At 66.4% G+C, this 17,117-nt stretch carries 18 protein-coding genes; 5 read left to right on the top strand and 13 right to left on the bottom strand.

Annotated features, from left to right (window positions below; genetic code table 11):
* Positions 1 to 42: 42 nt before the first annotated feature.
* From ACOQFL_RS11555 to ACOQFL_RS11545, 3 genes are read right to left on the bottom strand one after another with little or no spacing between them, the layout of a single operon-like run.
* The gene (locus tag ACOQFL_RS11555; RefSeq protein ID WP_435544129.1) at positions 43 to 507 is read right to left on the bottom strand and encodes a DUF4233 domain-containing protein; all 465 of its coding nucleotides are present in this window, start codon (positions 505 to 507) and stop codon (positions 43 to 45) included.
* Positions 504 to 1,871: a bifunctional tetrahydrofolate synthase/dihydrofolate synthase gene (gene folC, locus ACOQFL_RS11550; RefSeq protein ID WP_435544128.1), complete on the bottom strand. Its 1,368-nt coding sequence runs from the start codon at positions 1,869 to 1,871 to the stop codon at positions 504 to 506. The genes ACOQFL_RS11555 and folC overlap by 4 nt, the downstream gene beginning before the upstream one ends.
* Positions 1,872 to 1,927: 56 nt before the next feature.
* Positions 1,928 to 4,576 (bottom strand): valine--tRNA ligase, encoded by a 2,649-nt coding sequence (locus tag ACOQFL_RS11545; protein ID WP_435544127.1) that lies wholly within the window; start codon positions 4,574 to 4,576, stop codon positions 1,928 to 1,930.
* 88 nt (positions 4,577 to 4,664) lie between these two features.
* Here ACOQFL_RS11545 and ACOQFL_RS11540 point away from each other — a divergent pair, with 88 nt between their 5' ends.
* On the top strand, positions 4,665 to 5,342 hold the full coding sequence (locus ACOQFL_RS11540; protein WP_435544126.1) for a maleylpyruvate isomerase family mycothiol-dependent enzyme: 678 nt from the start codon (positions 4,665 to 4,667) through the stop codon (positions 5,340 to 5,342).
* A gap of 158 nt (positions 5,343 to 5,500) precedes the next feature.
* On the opposite strand, the gene ACOQFL_RS11535 is transcribed toward ACOQFL_RS11540, so the two are convergent.
* The 5 genes from ACOQFL_RS11535 to ACOQFL_RS11515 all read right to left on the bottom strand — a co-directional run bounded on the left by ACOQFL_RS11535 (position 5,501) and on the right by ACOQFL_RS11515 (position 9,319).
* Entirely contained in the window at positions 5,501 to 6,517 is a 1,017-nt protein-coding gene (locus ACOQFL_RS11535) for an SEC-C metal-binding domain-containing protein (RefSeq protein WP_435544125.1), read from the bottom strand.
* Positions 6,518 to 6,614: 97 nt separating this feature from the next.
* Positions 6,615 to 7,508, bottom strand: a complete 894-nt coding sequence (ribD, locus tag ACOQFL_RS11530; protein WP_435544124.1) for a bifunctional diaminohydroxyphosphoribosylaminopyrimidine deaminase/5-amino-6-(5-phosphoribosylamino)uracil reductase RibD — start codon at positions 7,506 to 7,508, stop codon at positions 6,615 to 6,617.
* A gap of 233 nt (positions 7,509 to 7,741) precedes the next feature.
* A complete protein-coding gene (locus tag ACOQFL_RS11525) occupies positions 7,742 to 8,092 on the bottom strand; it encodes a DUF397 domain-containing protein (protein WP_435544123.1) in 351 nt (116 codons plus the stop codon).
* Positions 8,093 to 8,276: 184 nt separating this feature from the next.
* Entirely contained in the window at positions 8,277 to 8,474 is a 198-nt protein-coding gene (locus ACOQFL_RS11520; protein ID WP_435544122.1) for a DUF397 domain-containing protein, read from the bottom strand.
* Positions 8,471 to 9,319 (bottom strand): helix-turn-helix domain-containing protein, encoded by an 849-nt coding sequence (locus ACOQFL_RS11515; protein ID WP_435544121.1) that lies wholly within the window; start codon positions 9,317 to 9,319, stop codon positions 8,471 to 8,473. Before ACOQFL_RS11515 ends, ACOQFL_RS11520 begins: the two co-directional genes overlap by 4 nt.
* 126 nt (positions 9,320 to 9,445) lie before the next feature.
* On the opposite strand from ACOQFL_RS11515, the gene ACOQFL_RS11510 reads away from it, so the two are divergent.
* Positions 9,446 to 9,688, top strand: a complete 243-nt coding sequence (locus ACOQFL_RS11510) for an HC3 family zinc finger protein (protein ID WP_435544120.1) — start codon at positions 9,446 to 9,448, stop codon at positions 9,686 to 9,688.
* 295 nt (positions 9,689 to 9,983) lie between these two features.
* A complete protein-coding gene (locus ACOQFL_RS11505) occupies positions 9,984 to 10,241 on the top strand; it encodes a hypothetical protein (protein WP_435544119.1) in 258 nt (85 codons plus the stop codon).
* Positions 10,242 to 10,628: 387 nt separating this feature from the next.
* Here the strand turns inward: ACOQFL_RS11505 and ACOQFL_RS11500 are convergent, their stop codons facing one another.
* Positions 10,629 to 11,321, bottom strand: coding sequence for an AMIN-like domain-containing (lipo)protein (locus ACOQFL_RS11500; RefSeq protein ID WP_435544118.1), 693 nt, complete (start codon positions 11,319 to 11,321; stop codon positions 10,629 to 10,631).
* A 276-nt stretch (positions 11,322 to 11,597) separates the two neighbouring features.
* On the opposite strand from ACOQFL_RS11500, the gene ACOQFL_RS11495 reads away from it, so the two are divergent.
* Together ACOQFL_RS11495 and fdhD are read left to right on the top strand one after the other, a co-directional pair.
* Positions 11,598 to 11,951, top strand: a complete 354-nt coding sequence (locus tag ACOQFL_RS11495) for a peptidoglycan-binding domain-containing protein (protein WP_435544117.1) — start codon at positions 11,598 to 11,600, stop codon at positions 11,949 to 11,951.
* 159 nt (positions 11,952 to 12,110) lie between these two features.
* Positions 12,111 to 12,953: a formate dehydrogenase accessory sulfurtransferase FdhD gene (gene fdhD, locus ACOQFL_RS11490; RefSeq protein WP_435544116.1), complete on the top strand. Its 843-nt coding sequence runs from the start codon at positions 12,111 to 12,113 to the stop codon at positions 12,951 to 12,953.
* Positions 12,954 to 12,980: 27 nt separating this feature from the next.
* On the opposite strand, the gene ACOQFL_RS11485 is transcribed toward fdhD, so the two are convergent.
* From ACOQFL_RS11485 to ACOQFL_RS11470, 4 genes are all read right to left on the bottom strand, one after another.
* A complete protein-coding gene (locus ACOQFL_RS11485) occupies positions 12,981 to 13,610 on the bottom strand; it encodes an RBBP9/YdeN family alpha/beta hydrolase (protein WP_435544285.1) in 630 nt (209 codons plus the stop codon).
* A 346-nt stretch (positions 13,611 to 13,956) separates the two neighbouring features.
* Positions 13,957 to 15,243, bottom strand: coding sequence for an ATP-dependent Clp protease ATP-binding subunit ClpX (gene clpX / locus ACOQFL_RS11480; protein WP_435544115.1), 1,287 nt, complete (start codon positions 15,241 to 15,243; stop codon positions 13,957 to 13,959).
* A gap of 439 nt (positions 15,244 to 15,682) precedes the next feature.
* Positions 15,683 to 16,315 carry an ATP-dependent Clp protease proteolytic subunit gene (locus ACOQFL_RS11475; RefSeq protein WP_435544114.1) on the bottom strand — a complete coding sequence of 211 codons (633 nt, stop codon included), beginning with the start codon at positions 16,313 to 16,315 and terminating at the stop codon, positions 15,683 to 15,685.
* Positions 16,316 to 16,368: 53 nt separating this feature from the next.
* Entirely contained in the window at positions 16,369 to 16,995 is a 627-nt protein-coding gene (locus tag ACOQFL_RS11470; protein ID WP_435544113.1) for an ATP-dependent Clp protease proteolytic subunit, read from the bottom strand.
* Positions 16,996 to 17,117: the final 122 nt, after the last annotated feature.

The raw sequence follows: 17,117 nt of genomic DNA, 5'->3' as shown, positions 1-17,117 counted from the left end.
GACCGCCGGGCGAATCCCTGGGCGGCACGACCACGAGCGGCCTCACTGTGGTGGCGGATAGCCGGGCGGGTGGCCGAGCTGGTCGGCCAGCCTCCCCTCCCGCATCCGCTTGGCCACGTCGTGCCGCACGTACAGGATGTAGCCCCAGATGGCCGCGAAGATCACTCCCATGATCCCCACCGCCGGGTGCACGAAGTAGCAGCCGATCAGGCAGAGCTGCAGCGCAAGCGCCACGCCGAGCCCCCAGCGGCGGCCCTGCACCCCGCTCGCGGCCAGCAGCAGCACGGTCAGCACCGCGACCACCACGAATCCCGTGCTGCTCACTCCCGCTCCGAGCTGCCAGACCACCGGCAGCGCCAGGCCGAACACGATGAACTCCAGCACCAGCGTTCCCGCCATGATGCCGCGCAACCCCTTCCAGGGATCGCGCACCTCGGGCGGTGCCTCGGGAAGTCCCGAGGCGCGCCGCCCGGAGTCCTCGCCGTGGGAATCCCGCTGGTCGCTCACGTGGGCTCCTTGCCGAACAGGGCACGGGCCTCGCCCGCGGTGACCACCGAACCGGTGATCACGATTCCCGCCCCCGAGATGGACTCGCTCGGATCGGTGGTGTGCTCGGCGAGGCTGATCGCGGAGGCGACCGCGTCGTCGAGCCTCGGCTCGGTGTGCACCCGGTCCCTGCCGAAGAGTTCCTCGGCCAGCGCGGCCAGGTCCTCGGGGTCCATGGACCGTGGCGCGGAGTTGCGGGTGACGACGAGCTCCTCGACCACCGGCTCCAGTTCCGCCAGGATACCCCTGGCGTCCTTGTCGGCCATGACACCGACCACGCCGATCAGCCGCCGGAACGAGAACTCGGAGCTGACGGCGTCGGCCAGCGCGCGTGCGCCGTGGGGGTTGTGCGCGGCGTCGACCAGCACGCTGGGGGCCGAGCGCACCCGCTCCAGCCTGCCGGGAGTGATCACCTCGGCGAAGGCGTCCCTGACCTGCTCGATGTCGAGCTGGCGCTCCGAGCCGGCGCCGAAGAACGCCTCCACGGCGGCCAGCGCCAGCGCCGCGTTGTGCGCCTGGTGCTCACCGTGCACGGGCAGGAACACGTCCTCGTAGACACCGCCCAGTCCCTGCAACCGCAGCATCTGGCCGCCGACGGCCACGTTGCGATCCAGCACGCCGAACTCGTGGCCCGCGCGGGCCACGGTGGCGTCGACCTCGGCCACCCGCCGCAGGATCGGCTCCTGCGCCTCGGGGCTCTGCGAGGCCAGCACCACCACCGAGCCCTCCTTGATGATGCCCGCCTTCTCCTCGGCGATGCCCGCGACGTCGTTGCCGAGGTACTCGGCGTGGTCCAGCGAGATCGGGCACAGCACCGCGACCTGGGCGTCCGCGACGTTGGTGGCGTCCCAGCCACCCCCCAGGCCGACCTCGAGCACGGCCGCCTCCACCGGTGCCTCGGCGAACGCGGCGAATGCCATGCCGGTCAGCACCTCGAACTTGCTCATCGGGACCTCGCTGTTGGAGTCCACGATGGACACGTACGGCGCGATGTCGCGGTATGCCTCGACGTAGCCGGCCGGGCTGATCGGGGCGCCGTCGATGCTGATGCGCTCGGTGACCAGCTGCAGGTGCGGGCTGCTGTAGCGCCCGACCCGCAGGCCGATGCGGCTCAGCAGCGCGTCGACCATGCGGGCGGTGGAGGATTTGCCGTTGGTCCCCCCTACGTGCACGACCGGGTAGCCACGCTGCGGCTCGGCGAGCAGATCGGTCAGCGCCCTGATCCGGTCCAGCGTGGGCTCGATCTTGGTTTCGGGCCAGCGCTCGTTGAGCTCGGACTCGACGACCCGCAGTTCCTGCAGGTTGCCGGGCTCGGAGTCGGCCACCAATTCACTCTCCTTCTAGGTGCGGCCGTCTCGCTCGACGGCCGCACCGGACACGGTCACGCCCCCGGAAGCGATTCCAGCCGGGTGTTGATTCGTTCGATCTCGGCGAGCGCGTTGGCACGCCGCGTGCGGATCTTCTCCACGACCTCGTCGGGTGCCTTCTCGGTGAACGAGGGATTGTTCAGTTTCTGCTCGGTACCGGCGAGTTCCTTCTCGGCGGCCTCGAGGTCCTTGTGCAGGCGCTTGCGTTCCGCCGCGACATCCACGGCCCCCGACAGGTCCAGCCGCACGGCCACGTCGCCGCCGGCCAGGCCGACCCGCAGCTCCGAGGAGGCGTTGAACTCCTCCCCCGGTTCGGTGAGCTTGACCAGCGCACGGATCGCCGCGTCGTGCTCGGCGATGCCGACCTCGGGCAGACCGTCCAGTTCCGCCGCGACCTTCTGGTTGGGCTTGAGGCCCTGATCGGCGCGGAACCTGCGGATCTCGGTGACCAGCGAGCGAACCGCGTCGATCCGCTCGGCGGCGGCGGTGTCGGCCGGGTGCCGCGTCGGCGTGGGCCAGTCGGCGATGACGACCGACTCCCTGCCGGTCAGCGCCGTCCACAGCGCTTCGGTCACGAACGGGATCGTGGGGTGCAGCAGCCGCAGCAGGACGTCGAGCACGTGGCCGAGCACCGCCCGCGTGTTCTCGGCACACGACCCGCCCTCATCGAGCTGGACCTTGGAAAGCTCCACGTACCAGTCGCAGAACTCGTCCCAGGTGAAGTGGTAGAGCGCCTCGACCGACTTGGCGAACTGGAAGTCCTCCAGCAGCTCGTCCACCTCGGTGATCAACGCGTCCGCCCGGTCCAGGATCCAGCGGTCGGCGTCGGTGAGCTCGGCGCGCTCCGGCAGCCGCTCGGGGACGTGGGCGTCCTTGCCGAGGGCGAACTTGGTGGCGTTGAACAGCTTGGTCACGAAGCTGCGCGCCCCGGCGACCCACTCGTCGCTCATCGGCGCGTCGGCGCCGGGGTTGGCTCCCCTCGCGAGCGTGAACCGCACGGCGTCGGTGCCGTAGGTCTCGATCCACTGCAACGGGTCGACGGTGTTGCCGGAGGACTTCGACATCTTCTTGCCGTGCTTGTCCCGCACGATGCCGTGCAGCGCGATCCTGCGGAACGGCACGGCCTGCTCCGGCTCGCGGTCGGACATGCCGTAGAGCCCCAGCATCATCATCCGGGCCACCCAGAAGAACAGGATGTCGTAGCCGGTGACCAGCACGCTGGTGGGGTAGAACTTGCGCAGGTCGGCGGTGTCGTCCGGCCACCCCAGGGTGGAGAACGGCCACAGCCCGGAGGAGAACCAGGTGTCGAGCACGTCCTCGTCCTGGTGCCACCCCTCGCCGGTGGGCGGCTGCTCGTCCGGGCCGACGCAGACGACCTCGCCCCCCGGCCCGTACCAGATGGGGATGCGGTGGCCCCACCACATCTGCCTGGAGATGGCCCAGTCGTGCAGGTTGTCGATCCAGTCGAAGTAGCGCTTGGCCAGTTCGGGCGGGTGCACCTCGACCCGGCCGTCGCGCACCGCGTCCCCGGCGGCCTTCGCCAGCGGGCCGACCTTGACGAACCACTGCATGGAAAGCCGCGGCTCGATGGGCTCCTTGGAGCGCGAGCTGTGGCCCACGCTGTGGGTGTAGGGGCGCTTCTCCGCGACGATGCGGTCCTGCTCGCGCAGGGCCTCCCGCACGGCGACGCGGGCCTCGAACCGGTCCATGCCGTCGAACCGGGTGCCGGTTCCGGCGATGCGCCCGCGTTCGTCCATGATCGTGGGCATGGGCAGGTCGTGCCTGCGACCGATCTCGAAGTCGTTGGGGTCGTGTGCCGGGGTCACCTTGACGGCGCCGCTGCCGAACTCCGGGTCGACGTGCTCGTCGGCCACGACCGGGATCTTGCGCCCGGTCAGCGGGAGCTCGATCTCGGTGCCGACCAGGTGGCGGTATCGCTCGTCGTCGGGATGCACCGCGACCGCCGTGTCACCGAGCATGGTCTCCACCCTGGTGGTGGCCACCTCGAGTGCCGAGTCCCCGTCGCCGTAGCGCATGGTGACGAGCTCGCCCTCGACCTCGCGGTGTTCGACCTCGATGTCGGAGATGGCGGTACGCATCTCCGGCGACCAGTTGACAAGCTGTTCGGCGCGGTAGATCAGCCCGTCGTCGTAGAGCCGCTTGAACATCGTGTCGACCGCGCGGGAGAGTCCGGCGTCCATGGTGAACCGCTCGCGGGTCCAGTCCACGCCGTCACCGAGGTGACGCATCTGGGACAGGATCGATCCGCCGTGCTGTTCCTTCCACTGCCAGACCCGTTCCAGGAAGCCTTCCCGGCCGAGGTCACGGTGGTCGATGCCCTCCTGCTGCAGCTGGCGTTCGACCAGCGCCTGCACCGCGATGCTGGCGTGGTCCATGCCCGGGAGCCAGAGAGCCTCGTAGCCCTGCATCCTGCGACGGCGCGTGAGCAGATCCATCAGGGTGTGCTCGAACGCGTGACCGATGTGCAGGCTGCCGGTGACGTTCGGCGGCGGAATGACGATCGAGAACGGCGGACGTTCGCTGTTCGCGTCAGCGGTGAAGTATCCGGCGTCTACCCAGCGCTGATACAGCTCGGCCTCTACGTCGGCCGGGTTCCAGGTCGACGGAAGTTCACGGGGCTGTGCTGGGCTGGTCTGTGTCACACCGGGATTCTACGAACCCCGTCGGGCATGCTTGTACGGTGCTAGGCTTCAACGGCGGAACCGAGCGTGGGAAGGCGGCCTGCGAACCATGGACGAAGCCGGTCTCGACCCCGTCCGGGAGGGTCACCACAGACTGCTGGACCTGGTCAGCGAGCTGGAGACCAGCGATCTCCGTGAGCCCTCCGGGCTGCCCGGGTGGTCACGCGCCCACGTGGTGGCGCATCTCGCCCACAACGCGATCGCGCTGGCGAACATGACCAGCGCCGCCGGGCGCGGCGAGCTGGTCGACCCGTACCCGGACGGGGACCGCGACGAGGCGATCGAGCGCGACGCCGCCCAGGACGCGATCGGGCTGGTGCAGCAGACCGCCACGGCCCACGCGCAGCTGGAGATCGTCTGGGACTCGGTGGCCGAGCAGGACTGGCAGCGGCCGGTGCGGCTTCGGAACGGCACCGTGGCCGACCTGGTTTCGTGCCGGTGGCGCGAACTGGAGATCCACATCGTGGATCTGAACCTGGGCCACACCGAGCTGGAGTGGCCGCCGGAGTTCTGCGAGCACACCATCGACTTCCTGCTGCCGAGGGTGGAGGGCAGCGGGGTCGTGCTGGCGCCCCGCGATCTGGAGCGCACCTGGGAGATCGGCGACTCGCCGACTCGGAAGATCGAGGGCTCCGGCGCCTCGCTGGCGTGCTGGCTGGCGGGCCGGAGCCCGCAACAGCTCCCGACCAGTGACGGACCGCTGCCCGAGCTGGGGCCCTGGCCGTGACCGGGGGCCCCTGGCCGTGAGCCGCGCGGCGATTTCGCGGGAAATTTACGTCCGGCCCGGTCGCCGCGGCGATGCACGCCGATCCCGAGCTACACCGATTCCTTTCCGAACCGCTGGAGGAGGACCACGGCGCCGTCGGTCCTCCGAAAAGCGTCTGGTCACGTAGTCGTCCGGGCGGCTTCGACGAAGCCCGGCGCTCCGCAGCACTTCTTGTACTTGCGCCCCGAAGAGCACCAGCACGGATCGTTGCGTCCGGGAGGCCAGCTGCTTCCCTCGCCGCGGGCAGCCTGGCGCAGGCTGTACTCCTCCAGCGCCGTGGCCCACTTCGGATCCAGTTCGTTCACGCGGCAGAACTCGGTGAAGTCGGCGACGTTTCCCCACAGCACGAGGGGCGTTTCCCCCTGCGCCGCCTCCCGTGCACGGCGTTCCACCACACGCCGGTGCTCGGTACGCGGTTCCTCCGAATCGACCTCCGGACAGAGCACGGGGTACCGACGCGCCAGCTCCTCGATCTCCTCTCCCAGCCAGTACAGCACCAGCGGTGCGGGCGGCAGTTCGGCCTCGTCGTCCTCGAACGATTCCCCGAACGACTCGTCAGCGGGTGAATCGAGGGTCGCCCGGAAAAGCTCGCCGGCTACCGCCGTGGCCTCGTCCAGCGGGTCCTCGGGTTGTTCCAGCGCGGCCCGTGCCCTGCGACGTCCCTGGAGCAGGCGCAGCAGTGAGGAATCGCGTGCCAGTTCCATCGCATCCGGTGGTGAGGGCATCCCCGGATAGCACCGGCTGATGCCGAGATTGAACCACTTCAGCATGCCGTGAAAGTCATCCAAGCTCTCCAGCGCTTCTCCGAGTGGCTCGTACAGGAGCGGTTCGCGTGGGAGCTCTTGCCGCAACCTCTCCAACAATTCGTAACCACGCGCGGTGTCCCGGCCGGAGAGCAGGAAGACGGCGTACCAGATATGACCCTCGCCGGGTACCCCTTCCCACTCGGCAGCCTCTCGGTGGCATCGCTCCGCTTCCGAGAGTTCACCCGCCTGATACCAGGCCTCAGCGGCGTCGCAGAGGATGTCGAGCCGGTCCTCCGGATATTCGTCGACCTCGGCTTCGATGTCTTTCGCCCGCCGGGCCCATTCGTGCGGTGAGAGATCTCCCGGGCGCGGTGGCTCACTGTCCGTCACAACCCGAACATAGCGCTCCGAGCGAGAAACCCCGCCGCTCCCCCGCGACGCGGCGATTTCGCGAGAAATTTACGGCCCTTCGGCCGCAGAGCTGCTGTCAACGATGCGATAACAGCGATGACCAGGTCGTGTTCGCGTTGTTTCTGATCAGGGAGAGCCGGAGTCCGTCGTTCAGGCGTGAGATCCGGGCCAATCGGTACCCGTCGGGTAGGTTCGGGAGGTTAGCCACCTCGTGCGGACTGTGAGCCTCGATGTGGTCGATCAGACCGGCGTCGAGATACGACTGGGCTGTCACACCACCCGCAGCCAGACCGACGACTCGGGCACCTTCGTGATGGAGCCCGGCGAGGGCTTGGTGCGGATCGTTCGGCAATGTGGACAGCGACCTGGGAGCGAGCCGCTCCGTAACAGCGGGCGTGGCCGAGGCCGTGCTCGTGTCATCGTGGACGAGCGTGTCGATCTCGCCCGGCAGGACCGTGGCATCTCCTGTCAGACTTCCCTCTCGGGTGAGGAAACAGCCCCAGGTGAGCACCGGGCGCTGCCGCTCCAGCGCGGCCAACCACGGGCCGAGCACCAAGTGAGCTTCCTCGACGAGCAAGCCCTCAACCACGTCGATCCCGGCCTCGTGCAGCAGGGCGGACCCGCCGCGTCCTCGGGAGGTCGGGTCCAGGACGGCGATGACAACACGGACGATGCCCGCCTCGATCAGTGCCCGATGGCAGGGCGGGGTGCGCCCGTGATGGCAGCACGGTTCCAGCGTGACCACGGCGGTCCCGCCACGAGCGGCGTATCCGGCTTGCGCGAGGACGTGGGCCTCGGCGTGCGGCTCGCCTTTCCGACGATGCCAGCCCTGCCCGACCAACCGCCCGTCGCTGTCGAGCACCACGCACCCCACCGGAGGATTAGGGCTGGTCGTGCCGCGTCCCCATGCCGACAGCGCGATCGCTTGACGCATCGCGCGGCGCTCGACCTCAGCCGTGGTGATCCTCATGAAGCTGGTCTAGCAGATCGGCGGGGTGTGGGTCGGAAGGTGCTGCCAGTTCATCGCCTCCAGTTGGGCGATCATGGGCAGCTCGACGGCTTCTTCCTCACTGGGCAACCCCACGGTCACTGATTCACTCCACGATCGGGTTCGACGTCGCGAGTGATCCTGACTCGCAGCCACGACACGATGGGGTGATTCGGTGACGAAGAGTCATCCATGATGGATCACAGGGCGCCTCGTCAGTACCGTTCCTCGTCCCGCATCATTCGGACGAGTTGCCCACTGTCGTGGTCCTGCCGTATCTGGCCACACGGTCGTGGAATCGGCTCTTTGACAGTGGACACCTCGAACCCGTCGTCTCTTCCCGGCTCCGACAGCGACTCCGGAGGACCGGAGCAATTACGCTCACGCTCCGGCACGGACACTCGCCAGAAAGGAGCGCCTTGGGCAGCGGGTATCGCAAGCATGCCAGTCTCGGACGACTTCGAGTCCCGCACAGCGGCGAAATCTTTGCCGGAGGCAACCTCGACGCAGGTGGTACCACCGTTACTCCCACCGGTGGAGTAACTGCTTCTCCGCCAGGTGCTCATCGGGTAAAGGTTGTCTCCGAACATGTTGCTCCCCTCGCGACTTCACGAATAGCACTTCTTACTTTGCCCGAAAATCCATGGTTTTCCCCTTGCCTACATACCAGACATACAGCAACATCCAGGACATCGAAACAATAGGCAAGCCGTGCGAGTGTACGACGCTCACACGGCTTGTTCTGCCGACTCAGGAGAAACGGTTCGCCTTGATCGCGGCGATGAAAGTCTGCCACTGCTGTCGCTCGGCGGTGACATAACCCACTGCGTGGTTCTTGCTGTCCCGTACGGCCGCGACGTTATCGAGCCACCCGACTTCGACACATGTGCTGGTGTTTTGACTTCGTGTAGGCTTTCGCCACCTTGTGGGGCCTGCCGGTGATGTCATGTCGTCTGCTCCAACTCTGTCCGTAGTTGCGCGAGAAGTTTTGAGGACTCCTCGGGAGTCATCGCCACCTGTCGAACCGTATCCACAGCTTGCCGGTAGGTCCGCACATCCTCGTGCTCGTGCAGGAAAATTCCCGACCGACGATTCTCCAGATGTACCACCGGGCTGTCTTCCGAATCGATCAGCAGAAACAAACCTTCCAGCGCTGGGTGCCATCCGCTGGAGAACGGTACAACCTGTAGTTCCACATTAGACATCCCTGCCATATCAGTGAGATATTCGAGCTGTTCGGCCATCACGGCTGCGGAGCCGATGACCTGCCGCAACGCTGCTTCGCCGATCATGGTCACGAATCGAGCGGGATCACGACGAACGATCGCATCGCGCCGTCCGATCCGTACCGCGACACGTGTCTCGATCTCGTCAGCCGGGACACCGCCCGCCGACATGATCGCTCGCGCGTAGGCGCTGGTCTGCAACAGCCCGGGGATCAGTAGTGGCGATACTTCCGTGATCGTCGTGGCAGTGCGCTCACACTCAAGCAGTGCGGCGAGTTGCTGGCGTTGCTCAGGCAAGTTCACCGCCAACCACTGGGGAGCACTGGTTCCGTCGGTAATCGCGATGATCTCGTCATAGCGCTCGCCACTCACACCGAGATGCGTCAGCAGTCGTGCCACATCGGTCGGCTGCGGTGCGCGCTCGCCGTTTTCCCAGCGGGACAATTGCCCGGCGTCCTTGCCCAATTCGGATGCCAATCGGCGCAGCGTAAAGCCCCGTTCGTTACGCGCCTCGCGTAGTGCGCTACCCAATGCCCGCGCCTTCGGGGTTCGTGTGTTGCCAACCACGCAACACAGCGTAAGACATGACTACTTCAAGTTGAAGATCACCTGATCAGGTAGTTGTCGAGACGAGCACCTCAGTTGCATCGTTGACGCAACATAGCAACATGACAACAGGGCAGGTGGTGAAAGATGATGCTCCCTTTCGCTTGGACCCCCGGTGCCGAACAGCGTCATGCGAGCCGTGAGCTGATGCCCGGCGAGGTGCTTGTTAGTGGTCTGAATGTGGAGACCTTGTGTGGTAAGCAGGTGACCACAATCAATGGTGATCTGGAATGGCTATGGCCAACATGGCCGTACTGCATGGCCACGGCTTGCGAAACAGTTGACGCACCGAATTATTTCCCGCTTTCCGATGGCCGAGACGAAACATGAGTGCCTCAGGGGAACTCGCCCGGCTGATGCGACTGGCTGCGATCATGCTCGCCAAATCCATCAGAGACCACGAGTAAACGATGACCAGTTCCAACCGAAAAATAATCCGGTTCGGCTATCGTTGTCGCTTACACCCGAACCGGCTCCAACCTTTCATCTGCAATCCCACCATCATCGTTGGTATCGCACCTCGTAGTCAGAAAGATATATCTTGCGGGAGGTAGTCATGTCGGGAGACTCAACCAACGGGATCACTTCTGAACCGGAGCGGCTCGCCACACACTCGAATAGCGGCGTGGAAAACTTCGAGAGCAACGTGGCTCTGAGCGACTCAGCCCCACGTGTGTTCGCCCTGCTGGAGAGAACCGGGCCAGATCCTGGCGAGCTGGAGCTGTACGCCTGGGGCGTGGAAGTGGGCGGGAGCGCCAACGTATTCCGTTCGGACGGTCACGTGCTGGCTCACTGCGGCTCGGCCGACGCCGCACAACGCATGTTCGGCATCATCCGCGACGTCGTGCTGGTCTGGCCCGAAGAAACCAGCCTGATCGAGTGAAGATCGGCGTGAGTGCCTTACGTACCCCGAGAGTCCGCCCCTACGAAGAAGTCGGATCACCCGGCGGCTCTGGAACAGCGGAGACCGCCGGGTTGGTTCACCGGCAACCATCGCTGTACCGGCCAGGTCTGTTTAGCGGCCGGGAGTACTGACCGAAAGTCGCTCACAACCAAAGTCGCGGCTGGCATATGAAGCAGCACGAGCGGAACCGACGGTAATCCAGGGGATCACTGCTGAGAACTGACCGCCGAGAAAGTCTCGAACAATGGCGTATCCCGCGCGCTGGCGGGATACGCCCCGAGATTCCAGAAATTATCGGACCGGTTGTCCGAGTCCGCCGCGCCGTGGAAAACAGCACCGGACGAGAGCCCCGAAAAACAGCTCCGCTCAGGAGGAGCAGTCGGCCGCCTGCACGGTCACGACGATGGCGGTGTCGACCTTGCTGACATCGTACTTCTGCTTGGTGGGCGCGCCGTGGCAGCTGGTGACTCCGATCGCGGCCTCCTGCACCTTCTCGAAACCGCCCAGGTAGCGCACCTCGGCCACAGTGGGCAGCTCGGGCTCGACCGACTCGCGCAGCTCACCGGCAGCGGTGGCGTGCGTGAACGTCACGCCGAGGAAGTTTTGCCCGGCCATCTCCACCGGTTTGCCCGAGCCGGGCGCCTTCGGATAACCATCGAGGTGCTTCACCCGATAACTCGGCAACTCGCTCTTGCCACCGACATCCTCGAAGCGGAAAGCGACCCGCGCGGAAGCACCCTCGCCCTCCTTGACGGCCACACCGGCCAACTCGGGGAAATCGCTGCCCCCACCAGTGGAATTCAAGCCCTCACCCGAACCGCTCGAACCGCCGGAGTCCGCGGCCGTGGAACGGCCGTCGGAAAAACTGTCGACGACATCGGTGGCGGTACTTTCCACGCTGTCGCCGTCCGAGCTCGCGCTGTCTGCCTCGACGGAGCCGCTGGTCTCGGCATCCGCAGCCCCAGCGGAGGACGCCGAGTCCGAGGCGCATCCGGCCAGCGGCAGCACCAGTGCCGCCGCCGCGCCCGTCAGCAACATCCGTGCACCACGACGTCGCATCTCCCTCACCCTTCCAAGTAATCTCACCGCGTCGCTCTGACATTCCGTGGGACGCCCGATCGTTCCGACAGGTTGCGAGCGAGCCGGGAGAACGATCCGGCGGGAGCGGAAGGACGAGACCCCCACCTCGGGGACTTCCGGTCAGGACTCGTCCCGACCCCAGCACGCCGAATCGACCGAACGGCGGATCCGCTCCGATGATCGACCTCGCTAGAGTTCGAGTTCGCTCGACTGATCGCCAGTACCGAGCTAACCTCGACTCACCTGGGAGAATCGATGAGACGAATCCTGTCGCTCGCGATCATGCTGCCGCTGTTGATCCTCGCGCCCGCCACCGCCACCGCCGCGCAGAGCTCCGAGGATTCCCGACAGGGCGTAACTCGACAGGCAGCCGTCGCGGCTTGCCCAGCCACCTACTCGCGTGGCGACAACGCCGAGATGATCGTCGCGTTGCAGCGCGCTTTGAACGACTACTCCTACGAGGTCAAGGGACCGGACCTGTTCGTGGACGGTGCCTACGGCCCCAAGACCGAGGCAGCGGTGATCAACTTCCAGAGCTGGTACGGCCTGCAAGTCGACGGGATCACCGGCCCCGAGACCTGGGGACAGCTCGGTTTCTGCACCTGGTGATCAGTGCGCCGGGAGCGTTCCGCACGAACGCTCCCGGCGAACTCCCCCGCAGCGTCCGCTCTACCTGCCTCGGACACGCCGCGTGAACGACGTGGGAGTTATGCTGTGCCTCCACGACGCCGGTGACGACTCGGAGAGCTGGCTGGGAGGCCCACCCGCATGGGACGGATCACGGTACGCAGGCCGGTGCGGCGCATCGGCCCGAACGGCGAGACCACCCGCCCCGACACGCTGGCCGCCGAGGAGCCACTGGAGATCCGGCTGGACGGCAAACCGCTGACCGTGACCATGCGCACCCCCGGACACGACGTGGAACTCACCCACGGCTTCCTGCTGACCGAGAGCGTCATCACCGCACGGGAGGACGTCGCGGCGGCGCGCTACTGCGACAGCCCCGGGCCCGACGGCCGCAACACCTACAACGTGCTCGACGTCCAGCTGGCTCCCCACGTCCCCCGGCCGGACAACTCGGTGGAACGCAACTTCTACACCACCTCGTCCTGCGGAGTCTGCGGCAAGGCCGCACTCGACGCGGTAAGGCTCCGCAGCGCACACCCACCGGAATCGGACGACTCCCGCGTAAGCACGGAAACACTGGTCGAACTGCCGGAGAAGCTGCGGGCGGCACAACGCGTGTTCGACACCACCGGCGGGCTGCACGGCTCGGGACTGTTCGACACGGCGGGCGAGTTGCTGACGGCCCGGGAGGACGTGGGCAGGCACAACGCGGTGGACAAAGTACTCGGCTGGGCACTGCTCGACGGCCGCACACCACTGCGGGGCCACGTGCTGATGCTGTCCGGCCGAGCCTCGTTCGAACTGGTGCAGAAGGCCGCGATGGCGGGCATCCCGACGATCGCGGCCGTTTCCGCGCCCTCGTCGCTAGCAGCCGAACTGGCCGAGGAACAGGGCATCACACTGATCGGCTTCCTGCGCGGCTCCTCGATGAACGTCTACACCCGGCCGGACAGGCTGTCGGGAACCGAATCACCCGAAGAGTGAGCCCGACAGCTCCGAGAACGAGAGCGGTCACACCAGGCGGAACGTACTCGGTGCCGCCCCTCCCGTCTGGGGTGGCGTCTCGAACCTGTCCGCCACCGGTGTCGTGCCGTGCGAAACCCAGCGCTGCACCGCCGGCCATGGGCCGTAACCAGCGTCGGTGTTGAGATGCTCCCCGTCCGGGATCACGTCCAGCGCCACCCGCATGGTCTCGGCCAAGTAGTGCCCGTCCTGCACGGACAGGTAAGGATCGCCGGTACCGACGACCATGCGCGTGGAGCCCGCCGCCCTGCGCAAGGCGTGCGCGTCGACCGGATAGGGGACGAGCCCGTGGACATCCGGATGGCGCCAGTCCGGTCCGGGCGGCGCGACCAGCAGCACCCGGTCGGCTCGACGAGCCGTACCGTGGATCGTCGCGGCGTGGTGCAGCCAGAGCGCCGCCCCACAGGAATGCGCGGCAACGACCAGTTCGGACTCGGCCGGAACGTCCTCCAGCCGCGAACGAAGCACGGCCAACCATTCCTGCAGCACCGGTTGGTCCTGCTTGGGCAGCTGTGGCATCTCACAGGTCACACCCAGTTCGCCCAGACGTCCGCTGAGCCACTGCTGCCAGTGCCACGGCCCCGAACCACCGAACCCGTGCACCAGCAGAACATGCATCTCGCTCACCGTGTTCCCCTCCCGACATCGGCAATCACGATGGTCGGCACCATGATTGCCCATCGGGGGACATTACGCCCGCGATACACGCGGAGCGGACACCATCCGGCTATACAGGTGCACAGCGGACTTGCGCGGCTGGCCGGTTAGCCGGCACGTGAGTCGGCGCCTTGCTGTGTTGGGCCGGCTCTTGAGTAGCGACCTACGCGGCGAGCGGCCCGGCCTCGCAATGCATCCGACTCACGCACCGGGGATGATCCCGCTGCCTCGCTCACGGTCGCTTCTCGTCGGCGGCCCCGTCCCGGCGATTTCTCGCGAAATCGACGCCGCGCCGGGGCGAGAGAACTCAGGCGGACTTCTCGCGGCGTTCGTGGCGGCTGCTCTGGCGGGCGACGATCGTGGGATTGACGTTCTCATCGACCGTCTTCTCGGTGATGACCACCTTGGCCACGTCTGACCGACTGGGAATGTCGTACATCACCGGCAGCAGCACCTCCTCCAGAATCGCCCGCAGTCCACGGGCGCCGGTGCCGCGCACGATCGCCAGGTCCGCGATGGACTCCAGCGCGGCCTGGGTGAACTCAAGCTCCACACCGTCCAGGTCGAACAGCCGGGTGTACTGCTTGATCAGCGCGTTGCGCGGTTCGGTCAGGATCTTGACCAGCGCGTCCTTGTCCAGGTTCGAAACGCTGGCGACGGTGGGGAGCCTGCCGATGAACTCGGGAATGAGCCCGTACTTGATCAGATCCTCCGGCAGCACCTCGCCGAAGTGGTCCGCCGACTCGATCTCGGCCTTGGAACGCAGGTCCGCGCCGAAGCCCACGCTGTGCTTGCCGACCCGGTCCTCGACGATGTCCTCCAGACCGCCGAACGCACCGGCGACGATGAACAGCACGTTCGTGGTGTCGATCTGGATGAACTCCTGGTGCGGGTGCTTGCGGCCACCCTGCGGCGGGACGCTGGCCGTGGTGCCCTCCAGGATCTTGAGCAGCGCCTGCTGCACGCCCTCGCCGGAGACGTCCCTGGTGATGGAGGGGTTCTCGCTCTTGCGGGCGATCTTGTCGACCTCGTCGATGTAGACGATGCCCTTCTCGGCCTGCTTGACGTCGTAGTCGGCGGCCTGGATCAGCTTGAGCAGGATGTTCTCGACGTCCTCACCCACGTAACCCGCCTCGGTCAGGGCGGTGGCGTCGGCGATGGCGAAGGGCACGTTGAGCATCTTGGCCAACGTCTGCGCCAGGTAGGTCTTGCCGCAGCCGGTGGGGCCGAGCATGAGGATGTTGGACTTGGCCAGTTCGACCCGCTCGTCCTTGCCCTCCCGGGAGCCCTGCTGCTCACCGGCCTGGATGCGCTTGTAGTGGTTGTAGACGGCCACCGAGAGGTTGCGCTTGGCGCTGGACTGGCCGATCACGTACTGGTCGAGGAAGTCGTGGATCTCGCCCGGTTTGGGGAGCTCGTCGAGCTTGACCTCGCCCGATTCGGCGAGTTCCTCCTCGATGATCTCGTTACAGAGGTCGATGCACTCGTCACAGATGTACACGCCGGGGCCGGCGATGAGTTTTTTCACCTGCTTCTGGCTCTTCCCGCAGAAGGAGCACTTCAGCAGGTCGCCGCCGTCACCGATACGTGCCATGCCGCTGACCTCGTCCCCTCCGGCACGCAGCCGCGTGCGCGCCTAAGCTGTTTTCATCGTCGGTTCCGCATTCGACGGTACCCGCCATTTCGACCCAGCGGGGTGGATCACGGTCCCGAATTCGTTCGTCCGGCCGAGACCGTTCCCCGCCCGAGATGGGCGCGGGGCACCGCCTGATCAACACCTTGCCTCGCCGGACCGAGCACGTCGAAAACATCGACACGCTCGGCGTGTCGGCGATTTCACGCCTGGTTGACCACTAGGTCCGCCGACCGGCGCGACTCGACTTCCGCTGGGACACCTCGGGCCGCCGGGACCGCTTACACCGTCCCGCGGCCCCCGCCGGATCCACTCGGGCGCCGAGAACGCCCCGGTCGACACGGACCGACACCAACCCGAGAATACGGGCACCAACCCGAGAAACGGGCCGACCGCGCTCTCAGGACTTCTTGGCCGAGAGCTTGCGGTACGGCATGACCTCGTCGATCAGACCGTACTCCTTGGCCTGGTCGGCGGTCAGGATCAGATCCCGCTCGACGTCCTTGTGGATCTGCTCCTGCGAACGCCCGGTGTGCACCGACAGCGTGGCCTCCATCTGGTTCCGCATGCGCTGCACCTCGTTGGACTGGATCTCCAGGTCGGAGACCTGTCCGTAGATCCCCTCGGTGGCGGGCTGATGGATCAGCGCACGCGCGTTCGGCAACGCCATCCGCTTGCCGGGGGTGCCGGCGCCGAGTAGCACGGCGGCGGCCGAGGCGGCCTGGCCGAGGCAGGCCGTGCGGATGTCGGGCCGCACGTACTGCATCGTGTCGTAGATCGCCATCAGCGCGGTGAACGACCCGCCCGGCGAGTTGATGTAGAGCTGGATCTCGCGGTCGGGATCATCGGACTCCAGGTACAGCAGCTGGGCCATGATGTCGTTGGCCGAGACGTCGTCGACCTGGACACCGAGGAAAACGATCCGTTCCTCGAACAGCTTCTGGTAGGGGTTCGACTCCTTGACCCCGTAGGCCGTGCGCTCTACGAACGACGGCACCATGTACCGGGATTGGGGGAGCTGGAATGAGCTCACTGGGGTGACTCCTCGTGACTGTGATGCCGGGCAGGGCTCGGTGGTTCGTAGGGTCAGCTGCTCGGCAGGTTGGCACGGTTGGCGATGTGGTCCACGAAGCCGTACTCGAGCGCCTCGTCGGCGGTGAACCAGCGGTCGCGGTCGGAATCCTCGGTGATCTTCTCGACCGTCTGGCCGGTCTGATCGGCGATGAGCTGGGCCATCTCCCGCTTCTGCCTGGAGAACACATCAGCCTGGATCGCGATGTCCGAGGCCGTACCGCCCAGACCGGCCGAGGGCTGGTGCATCAGCACCCGCGCGTGCGGCAGGGCGAACCGCTTGCCCTTGGCGCCCGCCGAGAGCAGGAACTGGCCCATCGAGGCGGCGAAGCCCATCGCCACTGTCGCCACGTCCGGCTTGATGAGCTGCATCGTGTCGTAGATGGCCATTCCGGAGGGAACCGAGCCACCCGGCGAGTTGATGTAGAGGGCGATGTCGCGTTCCGGATCCTCCGCGGCCAACAGCAGCATCTGCGAGCAGATCTGGTTGGCGATGGTGTCCTCCACCTGGGACCCGAGGACGATGATGCGTTCCCGCAGCAGCCGCTCGTAGACCGAGTCGTTGAGTGAAAGCCCGTTGCTACCGGTCCGCATCTGCGGTGACTGCGCGTCGAACGCCGGAACAGTCTGTTGCTGGGTCACGTCTCCCTGCCTTCTTCCACAATGGACCCGGTAAGCACGTCGTCGAACCGGGCCCGCCTGAAGTATTGCCCGTTACCGGGATGCCGGAGTCCGGGTGATCCGTTACAACCGACCCTAACGAA

This window comes from Actinopolyspora sabaoui (genome assembly GCF_051225635.1).
Taxonomy (GTDB): domain Bacteria; phylum Actinomycetota; class Actinomycetes; order Mycobacteriales; family Pseudonocardiaceae; genus Actinopolyspora.
The sequence above is the reverse complement of the archived record's forward strand: the minus strand, read 5'-3'. Positions and strand labels throughout refer to the sequence as shown.

What these genes read in the sequence shown, in the direction of transcription:
- ACOQFL_RS11510 (WP_435544120.1), top strand. Translation starts at nt 9,446, where the DNA reads ATGATGCTCCCTTTCGCTTGGACCCCCGGTGCCGAACAGCGTCATGCG.
- ACOQFL_RS11540 (WP_435544126.1), top strand. Translation starts at nt 4,665, where the DNA reads ATGGACGAAGCCGGTCTCGACCCCGTCCGGGAGGGTCACCACAGACTG.
- fdhD (WP_435544116.1), top strand. Translation starts at nt 12,111, where the DNA reads ATGGGACGGATCACGGTACGCAGGCCGGTGCGGCGCATCGGCCCGAAC.
- ACOQFL_RS11520 (WP_435544122.1), bottom strand. Translation starts at nt 8,474, where the DNA reads ATGACATCACCGGCAGGCCCCACAAGGTGGCGAAAGCCTACACGAAGT.
- ACOQFL_RS11495 (WP_435544117.1), top strand. Translation starts at nt 11,598, where the DNA reads ATGAGACGAATCCTGTCGCTCGCGATCATGCTGCCGCTGTTGATCCTC.
- clpX (WP_435544115.1), bottom strand. Translation starts at nt 15,243, where the DNA reads ATGGCACGTATCGGTGACGGCGGCGACCTGCTGAAGTGCTCCTTCTGC.
- ACOQFL_RS11500 (WP_435544118.1), bottom strand. Translation starts at nt 11,321, where the DNA reads ATGCGACGTCGTGGTGCACGGATGTTGCTGACGGGCGCGGCGGCGGCA.
- ACOQFL_RS11525 (WP_435544123.1), bottom strand. Translation starts at nt 8,092, where the DNA reads ATGAGCACCTGGCGGAGAAGCAGTTACTCCACCGGTGGGAGTAACGGT.
- ACOQFL_RS11485 (WP_435544285.1), bottom strand. Translation starts at nt 13,610, where the DNA reads ATGCATGTTCTGCTGGTGCACGGGTTCGGTGGTTCGGGGCCGTGGCAC.
- ribD (WP_435544124.1), bottom strand. Translation starts at nt 7,508, where the DNA reads ATGAGGATCACCACGGCTGAGGTCGAGCGCCGCGCGATGCGTCAAGCG.